At 43.3% G+C, this 13564-nt stretch carries 8 protein-coding genes; 2 read left to right on the forward strand and 6 right to left on the reverse strand.

The window, feature by feature from the left end:
- Positions 1 to 309 precede the first annotated feature (309 nt).
- Positions 310 to 1206 carry an AraC family transcriptional regulator gene (locus CTER_RS21995; RefSeq protein ID WP_004629488.1) on the reverse strand — a complete coding sequence of 299 codons (897 nt, stop codon included), beginning with the start codon at positions 1204 to 1206 and terminating at the stop codon, positions 310 to 312.
- A 172-nt stretch (positions 1207 to 1378) separates the two neighbouring features.
- Here CTER_RS21995 and CTER_RS22000 point away from each other — a divergent pair, with 172 nt between their 5' ends.
- Positions 1379 to 2911: a glycosyltransferase family 39 protein gene (locus CTER_RS22000; protein WP_004629510.1), complete on the forward strand. Its 1533-nt coding sequence runs from the start codon at positions 1379 to 1381 to the stop codon at positions 2909 to 2911.
- A 50-nt stretch (positions 2912 to 2961) separates the two neighbouring features.
- On the opposite strand, the gene CTER_RS22005 is transcribed toward CTER_RS22000, so the two are convergent.
- The 5 genes from CTER_RS22005 to CTER_RS27805 all read right to left on the reverse strand — a co-directional run bounded on the left by CTER_RS22005 (position 2962) and on the right by CTER_RS27805 (position 12392).
- Positions 2962 to 3864: an SMP-30/gluconolactonase/LRE family protein gene (locus tag CTER_RS22005; RefSeq protein WP_004629503.1), complete on the reverse strand. Its 903-nt coding sequence runs from the start codon at positions 3862 to 3864 to the stop codon at positions 2962 to 2964.
- Positions 3865 to 3969: 105 nt separating this feature from the next.
- Positions 3970 to 5448 carry a long-chain-fatty-acid--CoA ligase gene (locus tag CTER_RS22010; RefSeq protein WP_004629514.1) on the reverse strand — a complete coding sequence of 493 codons (1479 nt, stop codon included), beginning with the start codon at positions 5446 to 5448 and terminating at the stop codon, positions 3970 to 3972.
- A 163-nt stretch (positions 5449 to 5611) separates the two neighbouring features.
- Entirely contained in the window at positions 5612 to 6532 is a 921-nt protein-coding gene (locus CTER_RS22015) for a DUF2935 domain-containing protein (protein WP_004629492.1), read from the reverse strand.
- A gap of 117 nt (positions 6533 to 6649) precedes the next feature.
- Entirely contained in the window at positions 6650 to 8485 is a 1836-nt protein-coding gene (locus CTER_RS22020; RefSeq protein WP_004629494.1) for a bifunctional diguanylate cyclase/phosphohydrolase, read from the reverse strand.
- Positions 8486 to 8819: 334 nt separating this feature from the next.
- Complete coding sequence (locus CTER_RS27805; RefSeq protein ID WP_004629526.1) at positions 8820 to 12392, reverse strand: carbohydrate-binding domain-containing protein; 3573 nt, start codon at positions 12390 to 12392, stop codon at positions 8820 to 8822.
- A 346-nt stretch (positions 12393 to 12738) separates the two neighbouring features.
- On the opposite strand from CTER_RS27805, the gene CTER_RS22030 reads away from it, so the two are divergent.
- Positions 12739 to 13536, forward strand: a complete 798-nt coding sequence (locus tag CTER_RS22030) for a PrsW family intramembrane metalloprotease (RefSeq protein WP_004629481.1) — start codon at positions 12739 to 12741, stop codon at positions 13534 to 13536.
- The last annotated feature ends 28 nt before the right edge of the window (positions 13537 to 13564 follow it).

Raw genomic sequence — 13564 nt, forward strand, 5'->3', positions numbered from 1 at the left:
CTATAAGGCGAATAAAGGAGGTTAATTGGCCATGTGCGCTTTCAAAGTATTGATAAATACTTTGAATATTTCGCACGGCCATAAATTCACAGGTTTGCTTGGAAGGCGAACGCAAGTGAAGTCTTTCAAGCTAACCTCCAGTCCGTTATGCGGTTTTGAGCCACAGCGGCCACAAAATAGTCAGGATTTAGTTAACTAAATTCCCTGTCACAAATAAAATTATTACAAAATATCTTTATCAGGTAATCTCTGATCTTGCTTTTTAATATACAATTCTTGCTATTAATGAATAATGGACTGGATTTTTGATCAACAAGGGTATATGGGTATCATAAGTTCTATAAAAATATGGCCGTTTTCATGGTTTTTATGATACCGTTCAATACAGGGTCTATCTTCTGGAAAATAACCGTTCTGCGGCATCCAGCAGCCATATATGTAATCGATGGCCTCAAAGAAGGATTTGCTGAAATCCGGTTCCTCGGCATCGAAGTCACAGGCCGCATATCTCCCCGCAGAGCTTAGTATTCTTATGCCGATATTTCCATCGGGTTCAGCCTCGCTGCTGATTGTAATACATGTATCATGTCTGCATTCCGCGAGAGGAACAATTTCCGGGTTGTCCAGGGTTATTCCCAGGACATGGGTATCAGGGCTTATCAGTTCTCTGGCGGCAGCCCAGGTATAAAGTTTTCTGAAAGAGTCCTCAATTTTTTCACTCTTATGTTCCTCAGAAAGTCCTGTATTACGGATATACGCAACAGTGTAATCCTCCAGCCTGCATATGTTGATATCATATTCAAAAAAATCTTTTCCAACCGATGAAAAAAGTTCTTTCCCATAGTCGGCATAATGCCAGGACAGACCGCTTTTCAACCGCCTTGTCTCTAAAAACTCCGAAGGGGTAATTTTAAAAAAGCTTTTAAAGGATCTTGAGAAATCAGATTGCCCGGAGAACCCAAACTCATATGCGATTTGTGAAATTTTAACTTCAGGAAAATGATAGATTCTGTTTGCTGCAGCAATTATTCTGCGTTTTTTCACGTAGACGGCAAGGGTTTCTCCCGTTATGGAGCGAAACAGCCTGTGAAAGTGATAGGCAGAAAAACAGGCAACTTTGGATAGAGTCTCCAGATTCAGCTCGGAGCCCAGATTATTTTCAATATAATCTATTACCCTGTTTATTCGTATGTAATATTCCTTCAAAGTTTGATTCCTGTTTGATAATATTTCAGTTTTCATGTAAATATTTTAACATTCAAAAAATATAAAATAAAGTAATTAATTTACACGAATTTTTAAAATCTGCTCGGGCACATTATGTAAAGTGAAATAAATGATGGCAAGAAATTATCCGGTTATCGTTGGAGGTATTACTTTGCATAATTTTGTACTCAAACTGAAAACGCTGGCTTATACCGTGCTTGCAATATTTTTTTCATTGATATGGGTGTTGGCCCTTCTGCTTCACGGATGGGCCTCGCCGTTTCCGAGGCTTTCACCTCAAAAGCCCCTGTTGCTTGCAGGCCTTGCATTCCTTGTTTTTGTTTTTTTCATGCTTGTCAACAGAGCTTCCCATGCTCTGTCAAAAATAGACGCGAAAAAGTTTGTATTCCGGATTCTTTTATTATATACCTTTTTGCAAATTTCATTTGTACTGCTCTTCCCGGTCAATGCCTATGAAGATGCCAGGATAGTCAACAATATAGCCCTGCAGTTTCTGGAGGGCGACTTTAATTCCCTGGGAATAGGAAAATATCTGGGATATTACCCCAATAATATAGGTATTACAATTTTCATTGCCTTTATATATATGATTCTTCCCAAAAGCTATATCACTCTCAGGATCATCAATGCCCTGTGCAATACCATAACAGCCTGGCTGATATACAGCCTGTATGGGGAGCTTTACCCTGAAAAGCGTGAAAAGGCCTGCGGCATACTCATACTTGCCGTCACCTTCCTTCCGCCGGTAATATTGAATAATTTCACCTACGGAGATATATTGTGCAATACCTTTTGCCTGGCCGCCATGCTAAACGCCATCCGCTTTGCAAAATACGGCTCGGGCAGATATGCCGCCTGCACCGCAATATTTCTCATGTCGGCAAATTTTATGAGAAGTGTTGCTTTTTTGTTTTTGACTGCAATCATATTTTACTGGTTAATAAACTTTAAGACCAAAATAGCCCTTACCCTGAAAAACATGGCATATGGCATTCTTACACTCCTTATATTTACGCTTCCGATGAAAGTTTTCAGTTTTGCAGCTCTAAAAGCCGGAATAATCCCCGAGCCGGTGGGAGTGCATGCCAACCCGGTCTGGCGCTGGATAAATATGGGTTTTCCCGGAAAGAAGCTGGGCTACTGGGACGGGGGCAGAAACATAGGTATTTTTGTCAACCGGTTCAAATGCAACAAGCGCGATGCCTCAATCTATTTCATCAATGAGCTCCTGGACAAATACAGAATAACCGGAATGAAAGAAGTTTTAAAAGCCTACACTAAAAAAACTTTTTGGCTTTGGACCGAAGGGACCTACAGTGTTAACTATTATGGGCTGTCACAAGCCGTGGACAGCAGCCGGTTCATGCTGTACAGCACTCCGCTCTTAAAACTGGTGGAGCCCTGGGACAGAGCCGCAAGACTTTCCCTGGACTGGATGCTTCATTCCTATAACTGGCTGTTAATAGGACTCACCTGTTTGTATTTATTTGATGCTGCCAGAAAAAAGGACTTCAGGCTGGAACTCTTTGTATATGTGATATATCTTTATATAGGCTTTTACATGTTTTGGGAGGTCAAATCCAGGTATATCTTCGGTGTATACCCCATTCTTCTTATAATGGGCTATTATTACTCCGGGCGGATTTATTCCTTATTTTCGGGTAAAATCAGAAAAATAACATAAGATGTGTCAGCAAATCAAAAATAGAACAAATCGGGAAAAACAGCTTGCCGTTAAAAATCGGCAAGCCATTCTTCTCTTCCGGCAACTCCGGGCAGCAGTCTATATACAGGTCCGCCTGCAAAAGCGCCGTCACTCCGGTATCCGGTCACCACATTTTCCGCATTTTCGGCAGCAGAAGTGATATAAAGCTCCTCAAGCCCCTTTCCTCCGAACATGACACTTGAAGGCAGTCTGGCAGGCACCGCCAGTTCTGAAACTACATTTCCGGCAGGATCGATTCTCCTGACACAGCCGCCGCCCCAGAAGGCCGCCCATATATGGTCCTGTGAGTCGAGTGTTATGCCGTCGGGCGAGCCCATTCCGTCAGCTCCCTGGAAATAAACCTGCGGATCACTGATTTCACCTGTTTTACAATCGTAACGGTATCTGGTTATCCTGTGTACGTTGCTGTCGGTGTGAAAAAAGTACTTTTTATCCAGCGAAAAAGTCATACCGTTGGTGCAATAAAGCTCCTTTAATACCACTTCGGGTTTTTTCCCCTTTTCAAGACGGTACAGGGTTCCGTGCTGAAAATCAGGTCTTAACAGAGTTCCTGCAAAAATACGTCCCTGGGGATCGACTGTTATGTCATTGAACATTTCATTTTTCTGTAAAGGTATCTCAAACAAAATTTCAGGCTCCTGCTCCGGAATCCCTTCCGGGCTCAAATTCAAGAGGAATACTCCCCTGTCGGTACACAGGACCATATTGCCCGTCCGGGTAAAGGCAAAACCGCCCACCTGATATTTTCCGTTCCAGAAAACCGTGCTTTCACTCTTTTCCGGGTCATAGGCCCATATCTTCCTGTTATAAATATCGGTCCAGAAAAGCTTTTGCAGCCGGGCATTCCATATGGGGCCCTCCCCCAGATGGCATATTCCCCTGTGAACTATTTCAACACTTTGATTACACATAATCCGCCTCGATTGTAATAATTATTTTTAATGCTTTTAGTAATATACTACTACATACCATTTCAACTTAAAAGCAAAAATAACCGGCTTTTGCATCAATTCTCCCTACAGTTCCTTCAGCCACCTTTTCATGATCTTCCCGGTACTGTTCTTGGGCAAGCTGTCTATGAATTCTATTTCTCTTGGGAGCTTGTACACAGCAAGTCTTTCCTTCATATAGCGAAGGAGCTCCCTGGGAGTACATTCTTCTCCCTCCTTGAGTACTATAAAGGCCTTGACATATTCTCCCCTGAGCTTGTCCTCCAAACCGATTACGGCAGCTTCCCTGACTTTGGAATACTGGTAGATTACCTCTTCAACTTCTCTGGGATAAACATTCAAACCACCTACAATCACCATATCCTTTTTCCGGTCTACAATGTAAAGGTAGCCCTCCCTGTCCTTTTTGGCCATATCCCCTGTAAAAAGCCAGCCGTCAACCAGGGCCTTCTGTGTTTCCTCTTCCTGTTTGTAGTAACCCAGCATTACATTTTCTCCCCGTACAGCCAGCTCTCCAACCTGTTCGGCAGGGAGTTCATTGTTGTTTTCATCCACAATCCTGCACTCCTGATAAGGCAGCGGCAAGCCTATGGAGCCCTCTTTCTGAACGCCGTCCAAAGGGTTGAAGCAAACTGCCGGAGCGGCTTCAGTCAGTCCGTAGCCTTCGACCACAGGTAATTTCAATATTTCCTTAGCCTGCCTGAAAATTTCCACTGGGAGAGCAGCACCGCCCGATACTGCCAGACGGAGATCCGGAAAGCCTATACTGTTTTTTCCCGCTTCTAGCAAAACCACATACATTGCAGGAACACCCATAAACACAGTTATTTTATCCCTGATCAGAGCTTCCACCACTTCCTTTGGCTGGAAGCTTTCAATTATGGTTATGCAGGCACCCGACCAAAGGGGCATCAGGACACAGGCTGTGAATGCGAATACGTGGAACATTGGGAGCACGCACATATAATTATCCCCGGGCACACCCTTCAGCCCCAGCCTGCATTGTTCAGCATTGAACACCAGGTTTTTATGTGTCAGCATGGCTGCCTTCTGTTTTCCTGTGGTACCTGAAGTATACAAAAAAGTTGATACTGCATTCCGGTCGTCAAAATCCTCAAAACCGGTGCCTGAAAGCTCTGAAACACTTTGTTTGAGTTCTTCGTCAAGTACAATAACTTCAATGTTCAAGGCATTTTGTATGGTATCTTTTGTGATTTTGGCCTTTTGTAAAATAAGGGGGTGGACAATCATCATTTTAGCTTCGGAGTCCTTAATCAGATAAGCTATTTCCTCCATAGTAAGCAGCAGATTGATAGGAACAATTATTCCACCGTTTCTCACAACACCGAAATAGGAAAAGATAAATTCAGGAGAATTTGTACAGCTTAATATGACCCTTTCTCCAGTCCTGAGTCCCATTTTCCTGAAATAATTGGCATACCCTGTAACACTTTCATCCAGCTGCTTGTAGGTAATGGTGCTGTCCTTGAATTTAAGAGCCTCAGCCTCCGGATTGTAAACGTTTTTATATATGGTACCTACCATGTAAACCCTCCTTAAAATTATTTATTATCAGATTTTATCACCAGATGATATTTAATATATTATATAGTAATGTACTAATATTTGTACAGGCAGTTTATGATTTTTTTTAATATTTACTCTAAAAAAACAGACCCGCAACCCCTTACAGGTATTGCCGATCTGCCTATTTGTACATTTTCAATTGTTGGAGATAGTGATTTGCTTCTCTCAGGACATGGTCAGCCAGCAACGGAAGGATAACCGATCTGATTTTACAGTCAAGGATGCCTTCCGTCCCCTGTTCCTTGAAATTCCTGATATCTGTGGTGGCATTTAAACTTTCCCGGATTATGCGGGGCAGTTTCTCCGGATTTTGATATGCCTCTACGGCAACAGCCGTCAGCTCATCGAATTGTTCGGAAAAACCGTTGGCCACCCTGATCAGCTCAGCCTCTGCAGGGTCAAACATACCTCTTACAAACTTTGCATGTTCACCCATGATATCATTCCAAAAAGCCAGCTGTACAGCCTTTTGTCCGGGTTCATTACCAGTATCCTCCCTTTTCCGTAGCTGCTGCAGCTGCTGCAGGTACTCCCCGGCCTCCCGGATGACATGATCCAGCAGCATCGGATAGATATGAGTAAACATTTTACAGTCCAGAACCTTTTGAAGGATCTCCTTCTGTGACCTCACAGCAGCCTCCAAAAGGGCAATGATCCTATCGTTCAACATATCAACCGAATGTTCGAGGGAATGCTTCCTGCCCCTTCCGGGATAGTTCAGCAATCTGATTTCCCGAAGAGTAATTTCAGTGTTTATGGCAAGTCCCGTATACTCCATTGTTTTCAATTCAGCCTTATATGTATATTGAGTTACAATACCCCCTGCCGAAATGGTTTTTGGGTCAACCGTGCCTCTTGCCAGTAAAATCGTCTCCTCCAGCAGTCCTTCAAACCTTTCCTGCAGTTCTGCCAGTTTCGGAACCAGCCCCTCATCCTTCAGGGTCAGAGCCGAAGCAGCAAATATAATGTGTTCCTTCATAATTCTTAAGAAAAACAGATTGGTTTCCACAGACTGCCTTATGTACTCAACTGAAGTCAGCATAATATTTCTCCGCCCCTTTTACGAAATTCCACAATACTATATACTATGTTGACTTCAAATAAATAGGAACTTCATAAAATGCAAAACATGCCGGCTGACCAGGTTGAAAGTTATGGCCTAAATATAAATATGCATTTGCTTAAGAAGTTCGAATATTTTTTTATCAAATTTATAATGTTCCTTTTCCATTATTTCAATGGCTTCTTTTCTGGTAAAGGCTTTCCTGTAGCACCTGTTTTCAGTCAGGGCATCAAAAATGTCGGCAACTACAATAATCTGTGAGAACAAGGGAATGTCGGTTTTTTTGAAGTATCCCGAACCATCCAAATATTCGTGGTGATATAGGATATAATCTGAGACTTCCTTAAGATTTTCCCTGCTTTGTGCATACTGGTAGCTGTAAAATGCATGCATCTTGACCTTTTTGAATTCCTCTGGGGTCAATTTGCCGGGTTTATTCAATATTCCGGGATCAATATACAGTTTGCCCACATCATGGTTGGCCGCAGCAAGTCTTACCTTACTGCATTCCTCCTCCGACAGGCCATAGGCTTCGGCCAGTGAAGTGCATATGGCTGCCACTCTTTCACTGTGTAACATAATCTCACGGTAAGCATCCGAATGTGAAAACATATCAAATGTGAGAAAATCAAATTTTGCGCGTGCCAATGCCTTCTTAATTTTCTCCCGCATGAGTTCCAGGGGTATCTCATTGTCCGACAGCACCACGAAGGCCAAAGAAACCGAATCGTAAATGTTGTCATACTCTCTGAAGCATGATGCAATACATCTCCTGAGCCTGCTATATTCCTCATTGGAAATGAGCCGGGTGCTGCTGAAGTTGATTCTGTAAATTCCTCCCACCGTATTAAACCGGTTATATTTTGAAAGATATTTTGTAATATCAAATGAGACATTTTCAAACAGCTGGGAATCTTCATCCGACAGCACAACAGTGTTTTTTCCTATCTTCTTTGCAATGTAAAGCGCACTGTCGGCAGTGCGGATAAGCTCCATATGATCAGTCACCTTGCAGGACTGCCCCAGAATTGATACTCCCACACTGACACTTAAGCTGCTCTCCTGAAAATTCAGAGAATTAAATTCCTTTCTGATATTCTCTGCAACATTTAATATATCTGTATTTTCCATATTTTTCGTCAATAGCAGAAACTCTTCCCCGCCATACCGGATTGCCAGAACCGGCAAATTTTCTATAGAATCCTTTATGGCTTTAACAAGCATGTTGATAACCTTATCTCCGTTTAGATGCCCGTACCTGTCGTTTATAAGCTTGAAATTATCTATATCAAGGATGATGGCACCGTTGATATCGGACATCTTGTTTTTCCAGTCGTCCAGCAGCTGGGAAAGGAACAGCCTGTTATACAGGCCCGTAAGCCCGTCTCTTTCAGCCGAATCCCTGACTTTCGCAAATAGGTCCGCATTCTCAAAATATATGCATATCTGGCTTTTTATTAACTGTAACAGCTCTTTCTTGTCATTATCTATCATATCGGGCCTTTCGTGGTGAATAACCAGGTAACCGTATATATGTCCCCGCTTTGACAGATTCAGTATACCCAGACAGCCTGAACTGTATCCGAAAATTTCATCACCGGCTTCTTTCACATCCGGCAGATAGAGTTCATTATTTATAAGGTATTTGGGGTTTAGTTCCATCAGGGATATTTCGGCTGGTGTATATATTTTACAATTCAGACCCAATACGCCGGCTATAACATCCTTTAAATAGCTGATTATATCAGAGAAGCTCAGTATGTTTCCCATATACTCATTGATATCAATCAGCACAGATACCGCTGCCAGCCTGTTTTCAAGACTTTGTACCTTGGAGGTGAGATTTGCATATTCGGAATTCATTTTCATAAGAAGATCCATTATCTGCTCAATGGAAGAACCAATATTGACTTTACCTTCATTTGTATACATGATTTAGCGCCTTCCCTTTAAAAATTATGAACATTATCAGCAGCATAATTACAGTTTTTGGAATAGCATCTATCTATTTTTCTAAATTATAGCACAAAAGTTTATGCATTTACATAATTTCTCGTTTTTTAAAGTATAATGCAGAGGTTTGTATTATTTTCTGCAATTCTGTAGGAAATTGTACATTTTTACTATATTTAAAGATGAAAAAAGGAACTGCTGCCCAAGATTTATTCATTGCGCAGCAGCTCCTTTTCTTGTCCTTCAGCAGCTCCCGAAGCCTTTTAAAACAAAATGAATACTTCGGGTATACTGCTCATAATGGATTGGTTCTTTAATTAAGTTTGAGCTTATAAAGTTTATAAAGAATTTGTGCCGCCTCGGCCCTGGTAACAGCTGCTGTGGGATTCAGCCTGTCTCCGCTGACCGTTAACATGCCAGAGCCAACCATGGCTACAACACTTTCATATGCATATTTTGCTACCTTAGAAACATCTTTAAATTTACCCATGTCCTCCGCCGTCTCCGGTAACATATCTTTACCGGACAACTTCAGAGCCTTTGCCACAATTGTCAGCATCTCCTGCCTGGTTATGGGCTTTTCCGGACTGAACCGGTTATTACCGGTACCTTTCACCAGTTCAAGCGCCTTTGCTATTCCCAGTGCATCATAATATTTATCGTTTTTGCCGATATCACTGAAATTGTCACTGTATCCGGCGGTTAACCCAAAAGCATTGATAGTCCACATTGCAAACTCTCCTCTTGTTATACTTTTTTCGGGGCTGAAAAGATTATGGGCAGTACCCTCCAATATTCCCCTGGCCGCCAATACCTGTACAGCTTCTTCTGCGTCAGGGTTCTTCTTTAAGTCTGTAAAGTTTATTTTGGAATATACAACTGCATATTGGCTGAAATGTGTAACTGTAAATATTACCGAACCGGTACCGGAATCATATCTTCCGCTTGGAACTGCTTCAGCTTTCCCTTCTTTATTTATATGCCAGATCACTATAAAGTCCGGAGCAGCCATTTCTCCGGCCGTGGGGATATATGGCACCGAAACCGTAACCGGTGTATCAGGGCCGCTCCATGAGAATTCTTTTCCTCCGGATTTAAAACTCAAATCAATAACAGGCCTGTCACCTATAATATCCTGAAGCTCCCTGTCAAGCTTTGACCTGTCCGCCTTTGATATACTCAGGTCAATATTGGAGTTATTGTCCAAACCTGAGTTTTTCAACAGGTTTGCAGGAAGTGTGATGGTCCCCAGCACAGTTTTCACATCAATACTGTCTTTTGAATTTCCTGATGCCAACGCCGAAACCGGAAGCTGCTGCATATAAGCGGTTGCCGTGGTGACCTTTGGAATCTCCAGGATGACCTTTCTGTTTCCGGCCTCATCCTTAACCGCCGAGTTAAATGCCTTTCTCAGTGTATCGCTCGTGGCAGCAGCCTTTGTTGTTCCGTTCAGTGTGGCAGTTCTTTGTCTTACGGTTACACTTCCGTCTTTATTTATTTCGGGTACGGGATCATTGTCAGTGCTGCCGCCACTTCCTCCCGAGCTCCCGCTGCTTCCTCCCGTGCCTGAACCATTCCCCCCATTGTTACCGGGATTTTCAGGGTTTCCGGGATTTACCCCCGTCTCTTTTTCAAACCTTACATTGTCCATGTACATGGTTCCGGAAAAGTCGCTCCCTGCATCTCCCATAGCAATTATTATGTCCCTCAGATTTGTATCTGCCGCTATCACCTTGCCGTCATTGAGCTTATCCAGATCAAATCTGGCCTGGAAGCGGTAAAGTCCGTCTGGTGTCTTTTCCATACCGTTCAGCGATGCCAGCGGAATATCGCAGCTTTCCGACACCTGGGCCCAATAGCCAAGGCTTGGAGGTGCAAAAGCGAGATTTATTGAAATGACTCCGTAATTTGCACGTACAGGCTTCAGATAAAAATCAAAAGAAAGGTACTTGCCGTCACCGCGCGTTGTATTGATATCACCCAATTTCAGGCGCGGTGCCGATGCCCAGCCGTCCGAAGGCTTCTCATCAGGATATGTCACATCCCAGGATATTGCCTTTGACCCGTTTGCTTCCTTTATTGTCAATGCGGTTTTGACTCCTGACGCAGCATCCCAATCCCAGCCCTGACGTGTGGAATCCTCAAAGCCGGAGGGAAGTGCCGCCGTGCCCAGCGGTGCGTGTAAAACCGGCTGTTCAACAACTTTCCGGTTCCCCGATACGCCGATGTTATCCAGGTATATGGCATTGGATGTTGTGGACGTTCCCACAAACAGTATTATATTCGTCATTATGCTGTCGCTGCTGTCATTTGCAATGGCTTCAAGGTTTGGAGAATCCTCTCCGGTTATTGTTACCAACGCCTTATATGTATTGTCAGCCTGCAGCTCAAAGGCGCCTGGCGTAACAACTACCGCACGTTTCGGATTTGCCCAGCTGTGACCGGCACTTTGCGGTATTGCCGCTATGGAAACTGCCGAGGGTGATGTAACTATGACATCCATAGTCAGCTTTTGAGCCCCCAGGATATCAGGTCTGGCGGAGCTACCATCGGCCGATAAACGGAGATTTGCCCAATAGTTTCCCTCCGATACGTCCTTGCTGGCATTAATGCCTTCAATTTTCAGTGAATTATTTTCATTGGAAACGGTTATATCTTTTACAGGACTGTCCCCGTTGACATCGAATCCCTGGGTAGTGCCGTCGTTAAAATCCCATATGTTTATTGTAAAATCTTCTCTGACGGTACGGTCTATGGGCGTATAGGGAATTCCCTTTATACGTGCGCGGGCATATTCACCTGACACGCTGAGTTCTTTTATATCCCAGACCTCGTCATCACCCGGATCAAGGCTTGTTTCCTGTGACTTGCCCGGTTCGAATGGAATAAATGCACCGGAGGTCTCGTTCTTGTTGGTCAGCGACCAATTGCACCAGCTGATATTGTTTTCATTGAGGAAATCGAGCCATTCATCGGCTTTATCAAGGAAGGGCCCTCCATCTCCGCTGGCCTTGCTGGTTCCCCATTCAGAAGCAAAAACAGCTGCGCCATGTTCCAGGGCATAGCGTACATTACTCATAACATTTGATCTGTCCGAGCTGTCCTCACCCGGCATATGAGTGCCGGTATAAAAGTGCACCGTATAAATGGTGTTATCGTCGTCAATAGGATCATCAGCTGCCAGGTCAGGGCGTTGGCTCCAGTTCGGATTTCCGACCATAACCAGGTTTCTGTTCCCGCTGTCACGAAGCATTTTTATTATGGGCTGGGCATAAGACCTGACCTTGCTCCAGCCTGCCGCATCGTTCGTTATTCCGGGACTGCCGCTGTTGGGTTCATTACACAATTCATATATAATATGGGGATTATCAGGGTACAGTTGTGAAATTTCAGTAAAGAAATCCATTGCGCCGGAATACACCTCGGCATTTGGATCTCCCGGTTGAAGAACATGCCAGTCGACTATTACATACATGTCGTTTGAAATAGCCAGATCGATTCCGTCAATTACTCTCTGTTTGATAACAGCAGGAGCTTTTGCATATCCGTCTTCACTTACATACATGGCCAGGCGGATAACATTGCTTCCCCAATCCCTTGAGAGGGCTGCAAACGCATTGTTGTTCAGTATCTGGGGGAACCATTGCAAACCGTGGGTGCTCATACCGCGCAGCTGAATCGGATCACCGTTTTGATCACAGAGCGTTTTGACCCCGTTCTTATCGAGAAGCTGCAGTGCTCCGCCTGTCGACGGCTTTTCTGCGGCACTCACCACCAGGTGGGAATAATCCGGCTCTGCCGCCGAAACCGTTACGGGTAAAAGTGTCAACAACATGGCAAAAACAATAACAATTGCCAGAAGCTTTTGTTTTATGTTTTTGTACATTACCATTCCTCCTTCGCATTATTATTTATGAAATCCAGCTTCAATCTGTGGGACCTGTAAAAAAAGAAATTAAGGAGCTGTTATTCCAAATCCTGCTTTCCAACACACTTGACACGTGTTCACGCCCATGAGGCACCTGTAAAAAATCCCATTTCTTCTTCCGGCCGCAACAGATTTTTCTGTCGATATAAATAATATAATTATTAGAAATATTTGTCAATTATAGATTTGGTTCCCATTAACCGTTATGTGGCTTTTCCCGCTTAAAGTAAAAGTGTATAATTTCCAAGGATTTATTTTTGATAAATTGCAATTATAATAATAAAATAAATTTTCAGGTGATATGATGGATGATAAAGTAAAGCGGAAATATTGGCTGCGTGTTCTTTTATTCGGGTTTATTATTTATGCTGCCACAGTTATTACATTGATATTGACCGGCAACATTAATCTGTTTCCCAGTATTGTGCTGATCGGAAACTTTTTGGTACCCGTAGCCTTTGTCTCCTTTTTCTATGAAAGAAGGGAAATGTTCAGCGTTAATATGCCGGCCACTGCCATATGCTTTTTCTTTGGAGGAGCACTTGGTACTATTGCAGCATCTCTGCTGGAACCTATCTTTATCCCTGAGCTTACATTTATAACTGCCTTTACGGTGGGTATCATTGAGGAATTTACAAAACTTATAGGTGTTTATCTGATTGCAAGACACAGACGGTATAACTCCATGCTGGACGGAATTATTCTCGGTTCTGCGGCAGGTATGGGGTTTGCCGCCTTTGAGAGTACAGGTTATGCATTTACCGCTTTTCTCCAGGGCGGCGGCAGTCTGTCTCAAACAGTATTCGTCACTTTGATACGCGGGATAGCATCTCCGGTGGGCCATGGGACCTGGACCGCAATACTGTCAAGCATACTGCTGAGAGAAAGTGTACAGGGCAGATTTTATATAAATATTCATGTGATTAAAGCATATATTACTGTGGTTGTACTGCACGGTTTATGGGATGGCCTTCCCTTGGTCATCAATTATATCTTTCCCTGGGCGTACTCGGTCCTTATAGGTCAATTGATATTAGGTACTGTGGGATTGTTTATCCTTTACAGGCGCTGGCAGGACTCAAAACTGGAATTTAGAACATAAAAATGCATCCTGAAAAAAAGAAACCCAG

This window comes from Ruminiclostridium cellobioparum subsp. termitidis CT1112, assembly GCF_000350485.1.
GTDB classification, from domain to species: domain Bacteria; phylum Bacillota; class Clostridia; order Acetivibrionales; family DSM-1351; genus Ruminiclostridium; species Ruminiclostridium termitidis.

Bases quoted from the DNA above. Each gene is read 5' to 3' on its own strand.
- CTER_RS27805 (WP_004629526.1), bottom strand. From the start codon at position 12,392: ATGTACAAAAACATAAAACAAAAGCTTCTGGCAATTGTTATTGTTTTT.
- CTER_RS22030 (WP_004629481.1), top strand. From the start codon at position 12,739: ATGGATGATAAAGTAAAGCGGAAATATTGGCTGCGTGTTCTTTTATTC.
- CTER_RS22015 (WP_004629492.1), bottom strand. From the start codon at position 6,532: ATGCTGACTTCAGTTGAGTACATAAGGCAGTCTGTGGAAACCAATCTG.
- CTER_RS22020 (WP_004629494.1), bottom strand. From the start codon at position 8,485: ATGTATACAAATGAAGGTAAAGTCAATATTGGTTCTTCCATTGAGCAG.
- CTER_RS22010 (WP_004629514.1), bottom strand. From the start codon at position 5,448: ATGGTAGGTACCATATATAAAAACGTTTACAATCCGGAGGCTGAGGCT.
- CTER_RS22005 (WP_004629503.1), bottom strand. From the start codon at position 3,864: ATGTGTAATCAAAGTGTTGAAATAGTTCACAGGGGAATATGCCATCTG.